Here is a 17925-nt window from a genome sequence, read left to right on the forward strand (position 1 = left end):
CGGCCTGTCTCAGGTGCCGCTTCCGCGGCTTCCGGCCTGCAGCATCTGGAGTGCCTTTTCGACGCTGAGCGAGCCTGACACCTGGCTCGGCGGGTATTCCTTGAAGGTGCCCAGGAACTGCCCCACGATGCCCACCGCTGGAACCATCGTCCAGAGCTTCTCGCCCCACCAGCGGCCATACAACAGGCTCTCGTCCTGGTAACGCTCCCACGGGTCCTGCCGAAGATTGGTCACCAGCGGCACGTTCGTCGTTTCGGGCTTGCCGTTGAAGAGGTTGCCCTCGATTGTCTTGAAGCTGACCTTCCAGGCGTTGTAGCGCACTGCCATCAGGTCGGCGTTGTCGCTGAAGTAGAAGAATTCGTGCCGTGGAGCAGGGATCTCGCCCTTGAAATAGGGCATGAAGTTGTAGCCGTCGAGGTGGTTCTTGAAGGTCTTCTCGCCCGCCTTGTAGCCGGCCAGGAGCTTTTCCTTGACTTGTGGTTCGCCGGCGGCGGCCACCAGCGTGGGCAGCCAGTCCTCCGCTGCCATGATGTCGTTGACGATGATGCCCGGCTTGATCACGCCGGGCCACTTGGCCAGCATCGGGACGCGGAATCCGCCTTCGAAGACCGTGCCTTTCTCGCCGCGGAAAGGGTGGTTGCCGCCATCGGGCCAGCTGAAGATCTCCGCGCCGTTGTCGCTCGTGAACATTACGATGGTGTTGTCCGCGATGCCTTCATCGTCGAGCTTCTTGAGGATCTCGCCGACGATCCAGTCCAGTTCCATCATTGCGTCGGCATAAATGCCGAAGCCGCTCTTGTCCTTCCACTTGGGCGACAAATGCGTCCAGACGTGGCAGCGCGTCGAGTTATGCCAGAGGAAGAAGGGCTTGCCAGCCTTCACCGAACGATCGATGAAGTCGACCGAGCGACGCACGAGTTCGGCATCGACATCTTCCATGCTGAACTTCGCTGCAGGGTCCATGCCCGGTCCCGGAGGCAGCGGGCCCGCGTCGATGATCTTCTGCTTGCCCACGCGCCCCCAGCGCGGGTGCTCCGTCGGGTCGTCAACGTCGGTCGCGAATGATTCGATGATGTTGCGCGGGCCAAACTGGTCGTGAAATCCCGGAACCTTCGGGTACTCGCCGTCGTAGGGCTCCTCCATCGCATTCAGGTGGTAGAGGATGCCGTAGAACTCGTCGAAGCCATGGACGGTCGGCAGGTATTCGTTGCGGTCGCCAAGATGGTTCTTGCCAATCTGTGCCGTGGAGTAGCCAAGGGGCTTGAGCAGTTCGGCGATCGTCGGGTCCTTGTCCTGCAAACCCTGCTTGGCAGCAGGCATGCCGACCTTCAGGAGGCCGGTCCGGAACGGTGTCTGGCCCAGGACGAAGGCGGCCCGGCCTGCGGTGCAGGATTGCTGACCGTAGTAGTCAGTGAAAAGCGCTCCTTCCTTCGCAAGGCGGTCGATGTTCGGCGTGCTGCCCCCCATCATGCCGCGGTGGTAGGCGCTTAGGTTCCAGATGCCGACGTCGTCGGCCATGATCATGACGATGTTTGGAGCTTTGGCGGCCATCGTATCTCCAGTTGGTTCATGCTTCGCGATCCTGACAGCCACGGTGGGAACTGCAAATAGGGCCAACGGGCAACTGCCTTGCCCCAAAGGGCAAGCGATCCGATTTTCTCGATGCGGCGGATTGGCCTCCTGCCCAAATGCGAAGCGCGCGGATGCGACTGCCTATTCGATCTGCGTACGGCGGTATCTGAGAGCGCGTCCAGCCGACGACCGCTTGCAGCCGCGAAGCGGTCATGTCGGCTTTGAGCGCGAGTGACCGAAAATGGCCGGGACTGTGCCTCCGAAGCTGTGCCCGGAAGCGGTCTCCCGGCTTGTTCAGATTTCAGTTTGTTCGGACATCTCCAGCGCGTCGTCCACCTCGATTTCCATCAATGTGCGAAGGACGCCACGATTTGCTCTTGTCAGTCCCCGTGCCACGCCACGTGCTGCCGTAAGAAAGCCAGTGCGATTGGCTGCTACGCCGGCATCCGCATCGACTTGGGAGCCGGAGAGGCCCGGGAGGGTCAATCGCGCTGCACGGGCGAACTTGTAGCCGTCATTCGCCCGGCATGCAGAGCCAGTGCCAACGTAGCACCGGGTGCCCGCAATGATTTGCAGCGACACGCTGTGCCGATTCGGCGTTTCCGGATGCATCCCAACGCCAGTCGATCCAGAGCATCGCTTCGTAGAGATCGTCCGGGTCTGCGGTCAATTCGTACCGGTCCAGTAGTGCGGTGGTGAGTTCCTGGTTGGAACTGTCATCGCCAATTGCCGCTTCGTCTCGCAGAACGTCAAGCCTGGACCGCCCGTGATCGAACGGGACTGCGTTGGCAACTGTTGCAAGCTTGCGTGTCGCTGGAGCATTCACGGGTGATGGACCGTTCAGGCCAAAGGCCACGACCGCGGAGACGAGCGCACCCAGCATGAAGGCGCCAAGAAGTTGAATTCTCAGCTTCATTTGCTTCGCGCCCTACGGCTTGCGCAGTCCCAGGAGCATCACCACGCCAACCACCGCAAGAGCACCCAGCACCTGCTGCGAGTTGACTTGTTGTCCCAGGACCCATGCGGCCAGCATCATCGCCATCACGGGCTCGATGCTCATGATCGGCGAATTGCCCGCGACCCCCAGCCTCGGCAGCACGGTGAAAAGCATCGTAATCGCACTGCCGTAGAGCACCGTCAAGCCGGCAAGACCCCACCAGCCCGAAGTCGAGCCCGGCCACGTGGCCTCGCCACCGATCCCGATCGCGGAGAGCGCCACCGCACTGACGACGAGCAAGGTAGACGCACTGCGAAAGCGGCCGTCCAGCTCGAAGACCTCGTGTTGCGTCAATGTCAGCGCCATTGCATACAGCGCCGCGGCCACCAGCGCCAGCAGCACGCCCAATTTCTGCCGGGCCCATGCATCGGACTCACCGAGCGCGGCCGTACCGGCTGGCACGTCCAGGGCCAGTGCCAACCCGATCAGGATCACAGGCATCGCCAACAAGATCTTGCGGCCCGGCCGCTGGCGATACAGGAACCAGGACGCCAAGCCAATCCACAACGGGTAGGTGTTGAAGGTCAGCACCGCCAGTCCCACTGACAACAGTTGCACCGCCGAGTACAGGCAAATGCCCTGCAGGCCCAGCATCAGTCCGATCACGCCGAGCATCAGGCCTTGCCGCCCGCTCGGCGTGGCACGCACATGGCTCGATCGGCAAAGCATGAGCAGCACGCACGCGGTGACCGCACTGCGCACGGCAAGCGCCGTGTAGATGCTCGTGCCGCTGTCAAACGCCATCCGAGCGGCAACAACGCTGCCGGCCAACATGCCCGCCAGCAGCAACAACGTGATGAAGGAGCGAGGCGCCAGTGCGAGCGTCTTGACAGACGGCGCTTCGCACAAAGCCTTCGCCGCCATGCGGCCGGAGCTCACTGCAGGCCGCTCATTACCCGAGCCGCAAGGCAAGGGCAGTCGAAGCGATTTGAACGTTGTCCATCGTCAGCGCCGCTGGCTGCCCATTGGAAGGGTGGCCACCGTCGGCCACCAAAGCGGCAAGCACACCAGCCAGGCACAGCAACCACTCCAATCAGGACGACTGTCCAGGCATGGCGCGAGGCAGATCGATCTCCTGAGAGATTGCCCATGGAAAACGTCGAATGCGAGGAATGCATGGTGCCCTCCGGGATTGAGACACGACTGGACTCGTGCCTCGAAATCGTAGGGATCGACACGGCGCAGGTCATACCGCGATCAGGGTATTTGACGGACGAAATCGCGGGCTCGCCTGCAGGGGCTCGCTACCAGCCCGTCGAAGCTTCGGCGCTTGTGATCGTGGTCGGCAGGCTCAGCGAAACCCGGGTCCCGCCATCGGCACCCGGTCCGACGCTCAGCGTTCCCCCGAGCCGGTCGGCGCGCTTGCGCATCCCGGCAAGACCGCGGCCGCGCCCGCTGCCGCTGGGCACGTTCGCATCGAGGCCCGCCCCGTTGTCAGCGACCTCAACGAGCACCTGCCGGCCGACTGGGGCCGCCGAGATCGTGATCGCACTGGCGCTGGCATGGCGCACCGCGTTGTTGAGCGCTTCCTGCACGACGCGCAAGACGGCCAGCGCGCCTTGCGGCGTCAACCCGTCGATGGGCGGGATCGGCTCGACCCTCCAATGAAGCTGGATTTGCAGGGCGTCCATTCGCGGTGTCAGGCGCGCGCGAAGGTTGCCCAGCAGCACCAGCAAGTCATTGCCGGCCACGTCCAGCGAATCGACGATGGAGCGAAGGTCCTGCAAGGCATCCTCGATGTTGTGCACGAGCACCTGGCGATCGCCATCGCGCCTTTGCGCCAGGCGCAGCGCCGTGGTCAATTGAGCGCCCAGCCCATCGTGCATGTCGATGAGAAGGCGTTCGCGCTCCTCGCCGATGGCCGCTTGCTTCTCCCTGGCCGCCTGCTCGCGGTCTTGAACGAATCGCTCCACGAAAAAGAAGAGCAGCACACAGAACATCGGCAACGAATCGCTGGGTGTCAGCATGAAGGGATCCCTGGGCAGAATGCCCGCGACCAATCCAAGGAACTGGACAAAGCCCAGGAACCAGATAAGTTCGGCACCGGCCAGCGCAAACGCGCGCCAGCTTCGTTCCTTCAATGCCCATTGCCAAAGCATCGCGGTCGCCACCAGGCGCAGCACCACGAACGGCAGCGATATGACACTCAGGGCGACGATGTACCCGGGAACGAGCGCGACCATCAGGAGACCCGCAAGCGTCAGCAAGGCCGTCGCGCGGAGCACGCGTGGAAACCAGCGCCATGTGCTGCGGCTGACACGCCAAAGCAGGTCCAGCAGCGCCCAGGTGAAGCTATTGATCAGGAAGGAGAGCAAGAGCAGATAACCGCATTCAGTCAGCGGCATTTCGGGAAAGAGGTAGACGACCAGCAGCGCCGTCCATAGCGCCGTGACGAGCACGAATCGCCAGTTCTCGAATCGCCTTTGACGCCAGGAAATGATGAACGCAAAGACGAGCGTCGCCAGCATCAAGGTCAAGAGCGCTTGCGGTATCACCCGCTGCGGTATCTCGCGAACGAGCCAAGCGTTGTGCAACTCCGCGTAAGGCCCCATGCGGATCACCGACAGCCGCCCGCCCGCGACGGGATTTCCCTGCACGCGCACGAGCAGCTCGTTCTCGCCCGTGCGAAACAGCCCCAGTGGCAGCGGCATGAGGTGCGACTGGTTGGTCATCTGGCTGCCGATAGGGCCGCCCGGCTGGAGGAACCGGGCCTGCGGGTTGAGGACCGAGCCGTTGAAGATGAACTGCCCGGTGACGGCCACCGTCGGGACAAACAGCGCGGTGGCCTGAGCAGGAAGCTCGTCGAGCACGAAGCGAATCCGATACCAGACGGTGCCGTCCAGCTTGGGATGCGAGCGATGCCAAACATCGGGAAGAATCGTTGGCTGCCATCCGTCTGCAGGCGGTTCCCTGGCATCGCTGACAACGGAATCGGCACGGTCGAAACGCAGTTCAGGCGCGCTCAGACCTGGCACGGTTGCGCGGGCAGGTTGCACGGGAAGCACGCTTGCGACAACGAAGGCCCACGCGATCACGTAGGCATGCAACGCGCGCCAAGCTGCCGGGATTCCCATCGCGCTGCCCCTCTCTCCAGAGTGCAATGCCGTGGAGCGTGCCAGCCCGTCCTGCGCTCGTCAACGGCCAGCCAATCTCGGCGGCGACAGTTCACGCGTCCATGTTTGCGGTCAGCGCAATTGGCCCGTGGCCCTCGCGCGATTCACGGCCTGCGTCCTGTTGTTCACCGCCAGCTTCTCGTAGATGTTCTTGACGTGCGTACTCACGGTGTGCCGCGACAACGACAGCAGGTCCGCCGTTTCAGGAACCGAGTGGCCGTTGGCGATGCATGAAAGGATTTCGATCTCGCGCCTGGAGAGCGCGTCGAGGGCCGGGATGGGCGGCATGCCCTTGCCCGGCTGAGCGGACGTCGACGGCGACGAAGGGACAAGTCGCCTGAGCAGGTGCCGTGCAATGGCGGCGGAAAGAGGGGACTCGCCCGCGTGCACCTGCCTTATGGCTTTCTCGAATTCCTGCTGCGAGCATTCCTTCAGCAGATAGCCTCTGGCGCCCGCCTCCAGCGCCTGCATGAGATGGTCCTCGTCGCAAAAAACGGTGATGACCAGCACGGCGACCTGCGGCGACATGGCGACCAGGTCGCGGATGGTTTCGGTGCCGCTGCCATCGGGCAAGCCCAGGTCGATCACCGCCACGTCCGGTGGGTTGCCCTTCGCCATCCAGGCACGGGCAGTCGCCACGCTGTTGGCCGAACCCGCCAGGCTCAGTCCCTCGGTGGCGAGCACCATGTCGACGAATTCAGCAAGCAGAAATTCGTCGTCGTCGACAACCAGAACGGAGATGGGCTGGGTCTCTGTCATGCGGCGAAGGGGGGGAGGTAAGCGCAAAGTCTAGTGCTGCGCGCCCAGTTGTGCACGAGCAGCGACGAGGGTCTCGCGGTGGGCGAGGGAGTGATTCAGAACTGTGCAAGCGACAACTTGGCGATTCAGGCCGATGGCCGCTTCGCCGTCCCCGGCACCGAGTGCCAGCTAAGCTTCTACTAGGGCACGAAGCCAAAATGCGCTCTGCACGACCGCTTTCGCGATGACGCTTGGCCCGCTTAGGGCCCCGAACACCATTTCGAGGCAATTCGAAGCGGCTATTGGCGCGCTTAGAGTCCTTGGCCGTCCTTTGCCGCCCGCGATCGGAGTGCTGTCCTCGACTCCGCTTTCTTCGCCATGTCGGCGAAGGTCAAGTTCCAAAGCACACCAGTAATTCGCGAGGAAAAGCATCGAAGTCAGCTTTCGATGGTCGCTGTCGTTCGGCCGACAAATTCGAAGGACAGCGGACAGTCTGAACCGGTAGTAGCCTCTGCGCATTCGACAAGCTGGACCCGGCCACGAGCGGACGGTCGACCACAGCTTTCGAAGGGCCGCTTGATTGGTAAAAGGGCGGCCCTAGAGGGGCTCATCGCCGCCCTCTCTTGATGCATGGGTCGCAGGCAGCGGGTTCGGGCGCAATGGCTCGCTCCGGAACTTTTCTCGCGATGGAACGAGGAGGACAATTGCGCCGCGATCGCGCTGTCGCGCCTCATTTTCAGCGGGCTGCTGGATCGGCATCCGGGCCTGCACCTTCTGGCGGCGCACGGCGGCGGCTACTTGCCGACATACCTGGGACGCTCGCAGCATGCGAACGCGGCACGGCCGGAGGCACAGACCATGGCGCGCAAGCCGTCCGAGTATCTGCGCGAGATGTACTTCGACACCCTCGTCTACGACAGCGTTGCTCTGCGCCACCTCATCGACGTCGTCGGCGTGTCGCAGGTGCTGCTGGGCACCGACTATCCCTTCGACATGGGCCACTACACGCCGCACGAACTAGTGGCGCCCGCGTGGAGCACCACGGAACGCGTCGCCGTTCTGAGCGGCAACGCGCGCCGACTGTTCGACCTGCCCTGAAGTGCCCTGAGGGGTCGCCGAGGTTCACAGGGCGATTCAGGAATCCGACTCCTTGGACACCCGTCGCTGCAACGCATGGGGATGGTGCTGACCAAGATGTTCGCGAGTGGCGGCTTCGACCGCCGGCAGGTTCTCATGCAAGCGGCGCAGCAGGTTCAGCAGCATCTTTCGCTCGGCCGCGCTCAGCACTGACATGAAGGCGCGCTCGCGCTCCATCGCAATGTCCCGGATCTGATCGTGCACGGCGCGGCCGGCCGGCGTCAGCGTCGCTATGCGGGCGCGGCCGTCCTGGGGGTCCAGGGCAAGTTCGATGAAGCCGCGAGCTTGCATGCTCTTGAAACAGCGACTCATGGAGGCCTTGTCCATGCCGATGATGCCGCATGCCTTCTGGGCCGAGATCGATCCTTCGATGGCGAGCAGCACCAGCACGCGCCAGCTTTCGATGCCTACGTCGAAGGCGGCGAGATAAGCCTGCGAAGCGCCGCTCGACAGCTTGTTGGCGATCCAAGTGAGGTACGCAGGCGCGTAGTTTTCGAGGTTGATCACGTCACCCGGGGCCGCTTTCGTGGCGGTCTTGCGCGCGGGGAGAGACTTGGGACGAGGCATCGGGAAAGAATTGGAGTTGCTGGCGCCACTGTAGCTTCCCCCGCGGCCAACCCCGATGCAGCGCGTTCGCGCATCCACATGCGCGAGCGCAGGCTCCAACGGCTCAGCGCTTGAGCTGCCCGTGAGGGTCGATGACGAACTTGGTCGGCGCGCCGGCATCGAACTGCGCATAACCCGCAGGCGCCTCGTCCAGCGAGATGACTTTGACGCCCACCACGTTGGCGATGTCGATGCGGTTCCAGAGGATGGCCTGCATCAACGCGCGGTTGTACTGCATGACCGGCGTCTGTCCGGTCATGAAGCTGTGGGACTTAGCCCAGCCCAGCCCCAGTAGCCCGTGGGCAGGATGTCCGAGAGGCAGGTGAGATCGCGGATCTTTTCGATCGCCTGCTCACGGTCTGGGAACTTCAACAGGTTGAAGTCCGCATAGGGCACCATCACGTACTCGGCCTGTCCGCCGACCCAGCCCCCCATATCGACGTAGTCATAAGCACCGCCTGGACGCGATTCGTTGACGGTCAGGCACACGCCGGTCTGGCGCTCCTTGCACAGGCGGCAGCGTCCGCAGGCGACGTTGAAGGGCACCGAGACGATGTCGCCCACGGCGAGCGTTTCGACGTCCTTGCCCGCCTCGATCACCTCGCCGGTGATCTCATGGCCGAGCACCAGGCCGGCCGGTGCGGTGGTGCGTCCGCGCACCATGTGCTGGTCGGAGCCGCAGATGTTGGTGGTCAGCACCTTGAGGATCACGCCGTGATTGGCGGTACGACCTTGCGGGTTCAGCAGCTTGGGGTGGTCGATGGCGCGCACCTCGACCTTGCCCTGCGATACGTAGACGACGCCTCTGTTCGTGGCCATTTACTGTCTCCTTGTGGTCTGGAATCTAGGAATCGCCGAGTTCCGCAGGCGCCTGCTTCTTGAGCAGATCGGCCACGATGCGCCTGGCGCGGTTCGCGCCGGCATCGACGTGGATGTCGATCCAGTTCGCCTTGTCGCCGAACTGCAGCATGTTCCGGTATTGCGCCTCGATGATGGTGCGGTCCTCGTCGAACGTAAACGCGGTCTGCTGGATCACGGCGTCGATGTTGTCGGGCATGTCGGGATGCTTGGTGCTCGACATGCTCCAGAAGTAGTGACACGTTTCCTCGGTCTCGGGCGTGATGCCGTGAAAGCCGCGCATGTGGAAGCCGCCGCGATCGGGGTCGTCGATTGCGTCCGTACCGGGCTCCACCGCGCCGGTCCAGATCCGCAGGTGGGTCAGGTCGAACTCGATCTCTTGCCAGCGCTCGCATTTGTCGCCAAAGGGCCATGCGGCGCGGTAGGTCGGCGGTGGCGACGAGTTGGGCATCAGGCGCACGACCTTGACCCGGTCGCCATCGGAGCTCACCTTCATCGGGGCGTTCATGTGCAGCTTGGCGTCGCCGCCGATGGTCTGAAGATGGACATAGCCCAGGTGGCTCAGGTCGAGCAGGTTGTCGTGGATCAGTTGCCAGGGCGACTGGTAGTGGTAGTTGCCGCTGCCGAACTTGTAGCGCGGGTCGTCGTGGAACGGGTAGTCGGGCGGCGCGCGGTTCGGCTCGGCCGCTTCGGCGCGAGGCATCCAGATCCAGATGATCTGGTTCTTTTCGAGTACGTGGTAGGCCTTGACCTTGGCCTTGGACGGGATGCGCTCCTGACCCGGAATCTCGATGCATTGGCCGTTCGGTGCGTAAAGCAGGCCGTGGTAGCCGCAGCGCACGCCGGATCCTTCGACCGTCCCGCACGACAGCGGCAGCGAGCGGTGGCAGCAACGGTCCTCCAATGCCGCGACCTGGCCCTCACCGGTGCGAAAGAGCACGATCTTCTGGTGGAGAAAGGTCCGCGCGATGGGCTTGTCCGTGAGTTCAGACGAGAAGCCGGCCACGTACCATTGGTCGAGCGGGAAGCGGCTGGGGGAGGCGGCGTCGGTGACGTCCTTGATGGGGATGCAGGTCGTGGTCATCGGGGAATCTCCTGAGGGGAAAGGGACGGATCAGAGGTCGAGCACCAGCAGCGGTGACAACGCGCGCGAGCAGCACGGCGTGAACTGGTCGTTGGCGGCGCGCTCGGCGTCGGTGAGGAAGCTGTCGCGGTGCTCGGGCGTGCCCTCGAGGACGCGGGTCAGGCAGGTGCCGCAGACGCCGGCCTCGCAGGAGGTCGGGATTTCCACGCCATGCGCCGCCAGAACTTCAATCACCGTCTTGCCGGCCGGGATCTGGCAGCTCAGGCCCGTGCTCGCCACGCGAACCTCGAAGTTGCTGTCCGAGGCCAATGCGGTCGCCACGCCCGCGAAGTACTCGCGATGCAGGTTCGCGTCGGGCCAGCCGAGGCGCCTCGCGGTATCGAGCACGTGATCCATGAAGCCATTCGGCCCGCACACGTAGAGATGCGTATCGGCTGCAGGTTCTCCCAGCACGCGCTCGGCGTCGAACTTTTGCGCCGGCATGTCGTCGGCGTGGAGGAAGACGCTGCCCGCGAATTCTGCCGCGGCAAGCTCTTCGAGAAATGCCATCCGGCCCGCGGATCGGCCGCAGTAGTGCATCTCGAAGTCTCGGCCCTGCGCGTGCAGGGCGCGCGCCATGGCCAGGATGGGTGTCACGCCGATGCCACCCGCCAGCAACAGGCTCCTCGGTGCGTCGACCAGCGGAAAATGGTTGCGAGGTTCACTCACGCGCAGCTCATCGCCCAGCTGCACGGCATCGTGCATGCCGGCCGATCCGCCGCGGGACGTCGTTTCGCGAAGGACCGCGATGCGCCAGCGATGGCGCTCGGATGGATCGTTACTGAGCGAGTATTGGCGGATCAGGCCCGGCGCCAGGTGGACGTCGATGTGCGCGCCGGCCGAGAAGGCGGGCAGGGCGCTGCTGTCCGCTGCCACGAGTTCGAAGCTGCATACGCCCTCCGCTTCCTCGATGCGTCGGGCGACGCGGACCTTCAGTTCATTCGTCATAGTTTTTCATCGGCTTTAGATTGCAGCGCCGAAGCGGCATGGGGAAATCGCACGCGCACATAGGCCTGCGTCGAGGCTTCGACCGCGGGCAGGTTGGCGTGCAGCCGGCGCATTAGGCCCAGCAGGACTTCCACCTCGTCGGCGTCGAGCACGGACAGGAAGGCGCGCTCGCGCTCCAGTGCCATGCCCATGATCTGGTCATGCAGACGTCGGCCCTTGGGCGTCAGCACGGCCATGCGAAGGCGACCGTCGGCGCCGTCGAGCTCGGTGCGGATCAGCCCGCGTTCCTGCATGCGCTTGAAGCAGCGGCTGACCGAACCCTTGTCCATGCCGATCACGGTCGACACCTGCTGCGCCGAGGTTGCGCCTTCGACCGCGAGCAGGACCAGGCAGCGCCAGGTTTCGATGCCGACGTCGAAGGTGCTCAGGTAGTGCTGCGAGGCGCCTCGCGAAAGCTTGTTCGCGATCCAGGTCAGATAGGCCGGAACATAGCGATCCAGATCCACGGTGTGGGGTGCATCACCACTTTTCGGGTCGGCGGCAATGTGAAGTCGGCGAGAGGCCATTGCTTTGCTCACTATCAGTGCACGGCCATGCCGACCCAGCGCTCCAGCGTCTCGGGGTCGTCGAGCAGCGCCGAGGCACTGCCGCTGTGGACCACCGTACCGTGGTCGAGGACGAGCGCGCGTTCCGCGTAGCCGAGTGCCTCGTCGACCTGCTGTTCGACAATCACTACGGCGATACCGGTCTGCTGGCTCAAATTGCGGAAGGCGTGCAGCAGTTCCAGGCGGATCAGCGGCGCAAGCCCTTCGAGTGGCTCGTCGAGCAACAGCAGCGAGGGTTGGCCGAGCAACGCCCGCGCGACCGACAGCATCTGTTGCTCCCCGCCCGAGAGTTGGGCGCCGCCATTGCGGCGTCGCTCGGCGAGTCTCGGAAACAGGGCATAGGCCTCGTCCAGCGCATCGCGCGACCGACGCTTGAGCCCGGCCAACAGGTTCTCCTCGACGGTGAGCGAAGGAAAGATGTCGCGGGTCTGCGGCACGTAGCCCAGGCCGAGCGCTGCGCGCTGGTGCGGCGCGAGCGCCGAGACGTCCTGGCCCTTGAACCGCACACGACCGCTGCGCAGCGGCACGAGACCCATGATGGCCCGCAGCGCGGTGGTCTTGCCGACGCCGTTGCGTCCGACCATGGCCAGCCGCTCCTGGGCGGCCATCTCGAACGTGAGACCGTTGAGCACGGTGGTCGGGCCGTAGCCGGCAACCACGGCCTCGAGCTGGAGAATGGGTTCTGCCATGTCAGTTTCCCAGGTAGGCGGCGCGAACCTTGGGGTCGCGGCGGATGTCGTCAGGAGAGCCGTCGGCGAGCACGGCGCCTTCTGCCAGCACCACGATCCGGTTGGCGAAGCGGAACACGAGGTCCATGTCGTGCTCGATGACCAGGACGGCCAGGTCGCTGGGCAGTGCGTCCAGCGCGTCCAGCAGACGCTGGCCATCGCCCTTGGGCACACCGGCCATGGGCTCGTCGAGCAGAAGAACCTTCGGGCGCAGCGCGAGTGCCAATGCCATCTCGATCAGGCGCTGTTCGCCATAGGCGAGGTCCTGCGTGGCCGTAGCTGCATGCGCTCGCAACCCGAAGCGGGTCAGGATGCCCTGGGCTTCCGTCTGCAGGACCGGGTACGCATCGACGTTGCGCCACATCCTGCCTGTCAGGCCTTCGCGCTCGAAGAGTGCAAGCTCAATCTGTCTTTGCACCGCGAAGTGCGGCGCCAGCGTCGTGATCTGGAAGGTTCGGGCCAGGCCGGCGCGCACGCGCTTGGCCTGGCTGAGTTGCGTGACGTTCTCACCGCGCAGCCAGATTTCGCCGGTATCGGATGCGAGCACGCCGCTGACTTGGTTGACGAGCGTCGTTTTGCCAGCGCCGTTGGGGCCGATCAACGCCAGCCGGTCGCCGGCGCGCAACGCAAACGACACCGCGCGAGTGACATGCAGGCCACCGAAGCGCTTGTCGAGCGACCGGAGTTCGAGCAGGGCACTCATCGCACACCTCCGGCACGGCGGCGCAACCAGGCCCAGGCTTTGGCCGGGGACACGAGAACTACCAGCATCAGCAGGGCCCCCACCACGAATAGCCAGTGATACGGATTGATGGAGGCGGCCGTGTGATGCAGCATCGTGAACACGGTCGCGCCGACCAGGGCGCCAGTCAGTCTGCCTGCGCCGCCCAGGATCAGCATGACCAGGGCTTCGGCCGACAGCGCGAACGACAGGCTGTCCATGCCGACCACCGCGTTCGTCTGCGCCGAGAGCGCGCCCGCGGCACCTGCCAGCGCCCCCGCCACCGTGTAGACCATCCACAGTCGCGCGAAGACCGGCGTGCCGAGTGCAGCCATCCGGGCCCGGTTCTCGTGAATGCCGCGCACGGCGAGGCCGAAGGGCGAGTCGACGATGCGTCGCGCGACGTAGAACAGCACAATCAGCACAGCCAGCGCATACAGCGCGGCAACGCGGCCTTCGAGATCGAACTCGAAGCGACCGAGGAGTGGTCCCATCACGAAGCCGGACAGGCCGTCGTCGCCGCCCGTCCAACGGCGTGCCTTCTGGGCCAGGCTCAGCAGGATCTGCGAGATGGCGATGGTCAGCATCAGGAAGGTGAAGCCCTGAAAGCGCAGCAGGAAGGCTCCCGACAAGGCGGCCAGGCCAGCGCCGGCGGCAATGCCGACGGCCAGGCCAACCAGCGGGTCGGGGTACACCTGCAGCGCGAAGATGCCTGCCGCATAGGCGCCCATGCCGAACAAGGCGGCATGGCCCAGCGTCGCGAGACCGGCGATGCCCACGACCAGATCGAGCGAGAGCACGAATAGCGCGGTGATGAAGATCCGTGTCATCAGACCCAGCTGGTCCGGCAGGAGGCCGCAGGCCGCAACGCCGATCAGCAGCAGGACGGCGGGCGCCCGCCAGGCCGGTGCGCAGCGCGGCGCGGCCGCGAGAACGGGTGCCACAGCGAGCACCGAAGTGTTGGAAGCCATCGTGTTCATCGTTTCAGCAGACCGTTGGGACGCCAGGCCAGCAAAAGGGCCATCGCGACAAAGAAGAACAGGCTTCCCCATTCCGAGGCGAGGTACTTGCTTGCGGTCTCGATGACGCCGAGCAGGACGGCGGCCACCAGCGAGCCGGTGATAGAACCCATGCCGCCGACGGACACGACCACCAGCACCAGCACGAGGTACTTGAGTGCGTAGTACGGCTCCAGCGGCATCAGCTCGGCGCCGAGGATGCCGCCCAGGCCGGCCAGCGCCGCGCCCGCGGCAAAGCTCGCGCATTGCACCGTGCGGATCGGGATGCCGAGCGCCGAAGCGGTGCCGCTGTGATCGACCGCCGCACGCAGCCAGATGCCGAAACGGGTACGCGTGACCGTCCACGCGGCCAGCGCCGCCACCGCGCAACCAGCGCCGATCACCAGCAGGCGTTGGGCCGGCAGGGTGCGAAAGCCCAGGTCGACCGAGCCTGCAAGGAGCGGCGGCAGCGGAATCATTTGCACCTGCGGACCGACCAGCGCGTTGGTGGCGGCGATCAGCACAAAGCTGAGCCCGATCGTGAACAGCACCTGCTCGAGTTCCTTACGGCGATAGAGGTGCCGCAGCACCAGCGCCTCGAGCACACCGCCCAGCAGGGCCGTCGCCAGGATCGCGGCAGGCACGGCGAGCCAGAAGCTCCACTGGGCCTCGCGCGTCAGAAGGGCCGCACAGTAGCCCCCGACCATGGCGAAGGCGCCGTGACTCAGATTCACGAAGCGCATCAGGCCCAGCGTCACCGAGAGCCCGACGGCGATGACGAACAGCACCATGCCGTAGGCCAGCCCGTCGATGAGGATGTTGAGAAAGGTGTTCACGGCGAGACTTCAGGCGTGGCGATGACCGCGCTTGCTTACTTCTCAAGCCCGAAGTCGGTCTGCGGGCCGAAGCTCTGCAGTTCCTTGTTAACCAGTTGGTCGCCGGACTTCTCCACCTTGCGCAGGTACACGTTCTGCGTGATGTGGCGCGTCTTCGGGTCGATGCTGACCGGCCCGCGCGGGCTTTCCCACTTGAGCGCGCGGGCGGCGGCCAAGGCCTTGGGGCCGTCCTTCTTACCGTCCGTGGCCTCGATCATCTTCTGGATCACGTACATGCCGTCCCAGGCGCCGACCGATGCGTAGTTGGCGACCGCACTGGGGTCCTGCTTCTTAAGGGCGGCGACGAACTTCCTGTTCTCGGGCGAGTCGTGCGCGCCCGAGTAGTGGAAGGCGGTCGTCAGGCCCAGCGCGGCGTCGCCGAACTTCTGCAGGTCGTATTCGTCGGTCTCGGCCGAGCCGAGGAACTGCACGCCGGCCTTGGCCAGGCCGTTCTCGTTGTACGCCTTCACGAAGCCCAGGTTCGGCGGGCCGCCCGGCAGGAAGGTGTAGACGGCCTGCGCGCCGCTCGCCTTGATGCGCTGCACGAAGGGTCCGAAATCGGTGGTGGCGATCGGCATGCGGATGCTCTCGACCACGGTCCCGCCTTGCTTGGTGAATTCGCTCTTGAAGGCGGATTCGGCGTCGATGCCGGGGCCGTAGTCGGTGACGGCAGTCACCACCTTCTTCATGCCGTTCTTGGCAGCCCATTGCGCGACCGGTACGGTGACCTGCCACAAGGTGTAGCTGGTGCGCAGAAAGTACTCGGACTTCTCGGTGATGGCCGACGTCGCGGCGTTGAAGATGACGGTGGGCGTCTGCGACTGCTGGATCAGCGGTGCTACGGCCATGGCATTCGGGGTAAAGACGAAGCCGCCGAGGTAGTCGATCTTGTCCTTGACCAACAATTCCTGAACCAAGGTCTTGGTCAATGCGGGGTTAGGACCGCCGGTGTCGCGGTAGATGAATTCGATGTCCTTGCCGGCCAGCTTGCCGCCCTGGCTTGCGACGTAGCCCTCCGCCGCGGCCTTGAAGAGCGTGCCGTAGTGCGCGAACGGGCCCGAGAAAGGACCGACGATGCCGACCTTGACGGCTTGCGCCATGGCCTGGGGGGAGGCGAGCGACAGCGTGGCCGAGGCGAAGAGCGCACATGCAATTGCGCGACGGTGGAATTTCATCGTGAGTCTCCAGTAGTGGTTCGTGCCCGAAATGCCACCGCTGTGGACTGCTCCGGTTGGCGTATTTTGATTGGCATGCCAACTAGTTGCAATCCCAACCGATTGGTATTTACCCGCATCAGGCAAACACGCGGCTCGGGCATCCACCCTGTTGATTTCGGTGCGGCCTGCCTTCGTTCTGCGGCCGCGATGCCGGATGTGATGCAAAGATGGCCGAACGCGGCCTCGAGATGCTGAACACTACGCCGGAGCAGTTCAACCAGAGCGACAGGCGCGATTTCGAGGTGATCACGAAACGGATGCAAGAGTTCGGGATCGAGGCGCAATGCAGCTCTTTCAGCACTGCGCTCGGTCGTCCCGAATGGCGTGTGCGACTACAACAAGCCGGGCTTGCAAGAGCAGCCGATCGCTGGCACCTGGATTCAGATCACCGGGGTCAATGAGATGAAGATCGGTCACCCGCTGAGCGAGTAGAGGCGCGTCGCAACTTCGACGACGCATTGGCCAGCGCGCCTTTGTCAGGCCGATTGCTCTTGCTTGAATTGAGGTTCTCGACGCGCAAGGGTCAGTTCGCTGTGCCCCTGCGTGTTGTGATGGACGCTGGAACGCAGGCTGAGGCGACCGACTTCGGTGCTTGCCTGATCAATGCAATTCAAGCGGGCTTCCGGTTTGCTGTATGACTTGCCGAGTCGCCCAGGGTCGTGCGCTCGGCCCCGGAATATCAGTCGACCTTGACGTTCGCGCTTTTCACGATGGCACCCCACTTGGGCACTTCCTTGGCCAGGTAGCTGCCGAAGTCAGCCGGCTTCATCCACTCGGCGGCAAAACCCTGCGCCGCCAGCTTGTCCTTGATTTCCGGCATCGCGAGAATCTTCTGCATGTCCGCGTTGATCTTGTCGATGATCGGCTTGGGTGTCGCGGCCGGCGCCATCATGCCGATGAACGCGACCGCTTCGAAGTTGGGGTAGCCCTGTTCGGCCACAGTCGGCACGTTGGGTAGAACAGGCGAGCGTTTCTTGCCCGTGACAGCCAGCGCCTTGAGCTTGCCCGACGTCACGAAGGGCGTGGCCGAGATCATGGTGTCGAGCATGTAGGTGGTCTGGCCGCCCATCACGTCGGTGAGGCCCGGGCCGCTGCCTTTGTAGGGCACGTGAATGGTCTTGATGCCGGCTGCGCTGTTGAGCATTTCGCCACCGAGATGCGTCGACGAACCGTTGCCCGAAGAGGCGAACGACAACTCACCGGGCTTTGCTTTGGCCGCTGCGACGAGTTCTTTCAGGTTGCTGGCCGGGAAGTCAGGCCGCGTCACCAACACCAGCGGCCCGGTCATGATCATCGAGACCGGCGCGAGGTCCTTCAGCAGGTCGTACTTCAGCTGCTCCTTCGGGAACAACGTCATGTTGATGGCATGCGAGGTCGCAGCGATCAGGAAGGTGTAGCCGTCGGCCGGCGCCTTGGCGACGAAATCGGCGCCGATGTTAGACCCGCCGCCCGGCTTGTTCTCGACAATGAAGGATTGCTTCTCGATCTCACCGAGCCTGGCTGCGAGCAACCGGGCCACGATGTCGTTCGGACCGCCCGGCGCATAGGGCACGATGATCTTCACCGCCTTGGACGGGTACTTGTCTTCGGCATGCGAAAGCAGAGGCGTGGCGAAAACGGCCGTGGCGGCAAGGGCAAGGGCGAGGGGCTTGAACATGGTTGTCTCCGGTTTATTGAATGGGGTGAGCG

Annotated in this window: 17 protein-coding genes and 1 pseudogene; 2 read left to right on the forward strand and 16 right to left on the reverse strand. The window is 64.3% G+C overall.

All coding sequences use genetic code 11. From position 1 onward, the window contains the following. Positions 1 to 9 precede the first annotated feature (9 nt). The 5 genes from QTI04_RS15845 to QTI04_RS15865 all read right to left on the reverse strand — a co-directional run bounded on the left by QTI04_RS15845 (position 10) and on the right by QTI04_RS15865 (position 6441). Complete coding sequence (locus QTI04_RS15845; protein WP_286616451.1) at positions 10 to 1551, reverse strand: arylsulfatase; 1542 nt, start codon at positions 1549 to 1551, stop codon at positions 10 to 12. Between the two features lie 535 nt (positions 1552 to 2086). Next, positions 2087 to 2488 (reverse strand): hypothetical protein, encoded by a 402-nt coding sequence (locus QTI04_RS15850; RefSeq protein WP_286616452.1) that lies wholly within the window; start codon positions 2486 to 2488, stop codon positions 2087 to 2089. Positions 2489 to 2500: 12 nt separating this feature from the next. Beyond that, positions 2501 to 3448 (reverse strand): DMT family transporter, encoded by a 948-nt coding sequence (locus QTI04_RS15855; RefSeq protein WP_286616453.1) that lies wholly within the window; start codon positions 3446 to 3448, stop codon positions 2501 to 2503. A gap of 365 nt (positions 3449 to 3813) precedes the next feature. Then, the gene (locus tag QTI04_RS15860) at positions 3814 to 5643 is read right to left on the reverse strand and encodes a sensor histidine kinase (protein WP_286616454.1); all 1830 of its coding nucleotides are present in this window, start codon (positions 5641 to 5643) and stop codon (positions 3814 to 3816) included. Positions 5644 to 5754: 111 nt separating this feature from the next. After that, positions 5755 to 6441 carry a response regulator transcription factor gene (locus QTI04_RS15865; RefSeq protein WP_286616455.1) on the reverse strand — a complete coding sequence of 229 codons (687 nt, stop codon included), beginning with the start codon at positions 6439 to 6441 and terminating at the stop codon, positions 5755 to 5757. Positions 6442 to 7050: 609 nt separating this feature from the next. Between QTI04_RS15865 and QTI04_RS15870 the strand changes: the two genes are divergently transcribed. Continuing rightward, positions 7051 to 7518, forward strand: coding sequence for an amidohydrolase family protein (locus QTI04_RS15870; RefSeq protein ID WP_286616456.1), 468 nt, complete (start codon positions 7051 to 7053; stop codon positions 7516 to 7518). Between the two features lie 36 nt (positions 7519 to 7554). Here the strand turns inward: QTI04_RS15870 and QTI04_RS15875 are convergent, their stop codons facing one another. The 10 genes and pseudogenes from QTI04_RS15875 to QTI04_RS15920 all read right to left on the reverse strand — a co-directional run bounded on the left by QTI04_RS15875 (position 7555) and on the right by QTI04_RS15920 (position 16194). Next, the gene (locus QTI04_RS15875; protein ID WP_286616457.1) at positions 7555 to 8124 is read right to left on the reverse strand and encodes a MarR family winged helix-turn-helix transcriptional regulator; all 570 of its coding nucleotides are present in this window, start codon (positions 8122 to 8124) and stop codon (positions 7555 to 7557) included. A gap of 103 nt (positions 8125 to 8227) precedes the next feature. Continuing rightward, positions 8228 to 8982, reverse strand: a pseudogene (locus tag QTI04_RS15880) (alcohol dehydrogenase catalytic domain-containing protein). Positions 8983 to 9007: 25 nt separating this feature from the next. Further along, complete coding sequence (locus QTI04_RS15885; RefSeq protein WP_286616458.1) at positions 9008 to 10105, reverse strand: aromatic ring-hydroxylating dioxygenase subunit alpha; 1098 nt, start codon at positions 10103 to 10105, stop codon at positions 9008 to 9010. Positions 10106 to 10135: 30 nt separating this feature from the next. Further along, a complete protein-coding gene (locus QTI04_RS15890; RefSeq protein ID WP_286616459.1) occupies positions 10136 to 11092 on the reverse strand; it encodes a PDR/VanB family oxidoreductase in 957 nt (318 codons plus the stop codon). Beyond that, the gene (locus tag QTI04_RS15895; RefSeq protein WP_286616460.1) at positions 11089 to 11658 is read right to left on the reverse strand and encodes a MarR family winged helix-turn-helix transcriptional regulator; all 570 of its coding nucleotides are present in this window, start codon (positions 11656 to 11658) and stop codon (positions 11089 to 11091) included. The genes QTI04_RS15890 and QTI04_RS15895 overlap by 4 nt, the downstream gene beginning before the upstream one ends. 14 nt (positions 11659 to 11672) lie before the next feature. Beyond that, entirely contained in the window at positions 11673 to 12386 is a 714-nt protein-coding gene (locus QTI04_RS15900) for an ABC transporter ATP-binding protein (RefSeq protein ID WP_286616461.1), read from the reverse strand. A 1-nt stretch (position 12387) separates the two neighbouring features. Beyond that, positions 12388 to 13128 (reverse strand): ABC transporter ATP-binding protein, encoded by a 741-nt coding sequence (locus QTI04_RS15905; protein ID WP_286616462.1) that lies wholly within the window; start codon positions 13126 to 13128, stop codon positions 12388 to 12390. Further along, positions 13125 to 14117 (reverse strand): branched-chain amino acid ABC transporter permease, encoded by a 993-nt coding sequence (locus QTI04_RS15910; protein WP_286616463.1) that lies wholly within the window; start codon positions 14115 to 14117, stop codon positions 13125 to 13127. Before QTI04_RS15910 ends, QTI04_RS15905 begins: the two co-directional genes overlap by 4 nt. Positions 14118 to 14122: 5 nt before the next feature. Continuing rightward, on the reverse strand, positions 14123 to 14980 hold the full coding sequence (locus tag QTI04_RS15915; protein WP_286616464.1) for a branched-chain amino acid ABC transporter permease: 858 nt from the start codon (positions 14978 to 14980) through the stop codon (positions 14123 to 14125). Positions 14981 to 15015: 35 nt separating this feature from the next. Next, a complete protein-coding gene (locus QTI04_RS15920; protein WP_286616465.1) occupies positions 15016 to 16194 on the reverse strand; it encodes an ABC transporter substrate-binding protein in 1179 nt (392 codons plus the stop codon). A 209-nt stretch (positions 16195 to 16403) separates the two neighbouring features. Here QTI04_RS15920 and QTI04_RS15925 point away from each other — a divergent pair, with 209 nt between their 5' ends. After that, positions 16404 to 16637 carry a hypothetical protein gene (locus tag QTI04_RS15925; protein WP_286616466.1) on the forward strand — a complete coding sequence of 78 codons (234 nt, stop codon included), beginning with the start codon at positions 16404 to 16406 and terminating at the stop codon, positions 16635 to 16637. Positions 16638 to 16915: 278 nt separating this feature from the next. Here the strand turns inward: QTI04_RS15925 and QTI04_RS15930 are convergent, their stop codons facing one another. Beyond that, positions 16916 to 17893 (reverse strand): tripartite tricarboxylate transporter substrate binding protein, encoded by a 978-nt coding sequence (locus QTI04_RS15930; RefSeq protein WP_286616467.1) that lies wholly within the window; start codon positions 17891 to 17893, stop codon positions 16916 to 16918. Positions 17894 to 17925: the final 32 nt, after the last annotated feature.

The organism is Variovorax sp. J22R115, from assembly GCF_030317005.1.
Lineage (GTDB): Bacteria > Pseudomonadota > Gammaproteobacteria > Burkholderiales > Burkholderiaceae_C > Variovorax.

What these genes read in the sequence shown, in the direction of transcription:
- QTI04_RS15910 (WP_286616463.1), bottom strand. Translation starts at nt 14,117, where the DNA reads ATGGCTTCCAACACTTCGGTGCTCGCTGTGGCACCCGTTCTCGCGGCC.
- QTI04_RS15895 (WP_286616460.1), bottom strand. Translation starts at nt 11,658, where the DNA reads ATGGCCTCTCGCCGACTTCACATTGCCGCCGACCCGAAAAGTGGTGAT.
- QTI04_RS15920 (WP_286616465.1), bottom strand. Translation starts at nt 16,194, where the DNA reads ATGAAATTCCACCGTCGCGCAATTGCATGTGCGCTCTTCGCCTCGGCC.
- QTI04_RS15925 (WP_286616466.1), top strand. Translation starts at nt 16,404, where the DNA reads ATGGCCGAACGCGGCCTCGAGATGCTGAACACTACGCCGGAGCAGTTC.
- QTI04_RS15845 (WP_286616451.1), bottom strand. Translation starts at nt 1,551, where the DNA reads ATGGCCGCCAAAGCTCCAAACATCGTCATGATCATGGCCGACGACGTC.
- QTI04_RS15865 (WP_286616455.1), bottom strand. Translation starts at nt 6,441, where the DNA reads ATGACAGAGACCCAGCCCATCTCCGTTCTGGTTGTCGACGACGACGAA.
- QTI04_RS15870 (WP_286616456.1), top strand. Translation starts at nt 7,051, where the DNA reads ATGGGTCGCAGGCAGCGGGTTCGGGCGCAATGGCTCGCTCCGGAACTT.
- QTI04_RS15905 (WP_286616462.1), bottom strand. Translation starts at nt 13,128, where the DNA reads ATGAGTGCCCTGCTCGAACTCCGGTCGCTCGACAAGCGCTTCGGTGGC.
- QTI04_RS15900 (WP_286616461.1), bottom strand. Translation starts at nt 12,386, where the DNA reads ATGGCAGAACCCATTCTCCAGCTCGAGGCCGTGGTTGCCGGCTACGGC.
- QTI04_RS15850 (WP_286616452.1), bottom strand. Translation starts at nt 2,488, where the DNA reads ATGAAGCTGAGAATTCAACTTCTTGGCGCCTTCATGCTGGGTGCGCTC.
- QTI04_RS15860 (WP_286616454.1), bottom strand. Translation starts at nt 5,643, where the DNA reads ATGGGAATCCCGGCAGCTTGGCGCGCGTTGCATGCCTACGTGATCGCG.
- QTI04_RS15885 (WP_286616458.1), bottom strand. Translation starts at nt 10,105, where the DNA reads ATGACCACGACCTGCATCCCCATCAAGGACGTCACCGACGCCGCCTCC.
- QTI04_RS15890 (WP_286616459.1), bottom strand. Translation starts at nt 11,092, where the DNA reads ATGACGAATGAACTGAAGGTCCGCGTCGCCCGACGCATCGAGGAAGCG.
- QTI04_RS15875 (WP_286616457.1), bottom strand. Translation starts at nt 8,124, where the DNA reads ATGCCTCGTCCCAAGTCTCTCCCCGCGCGCAAGACCGCCACGAAAGCG.
- QTI04_RS15930 (WP_286616467.1), bottom strand. Translation starts at nt 17,893, where the DNA reads ATGTTCAAGCCCCTCGCCCTTGCCCTTGCCGCCACGGCCGTTTTCGCC.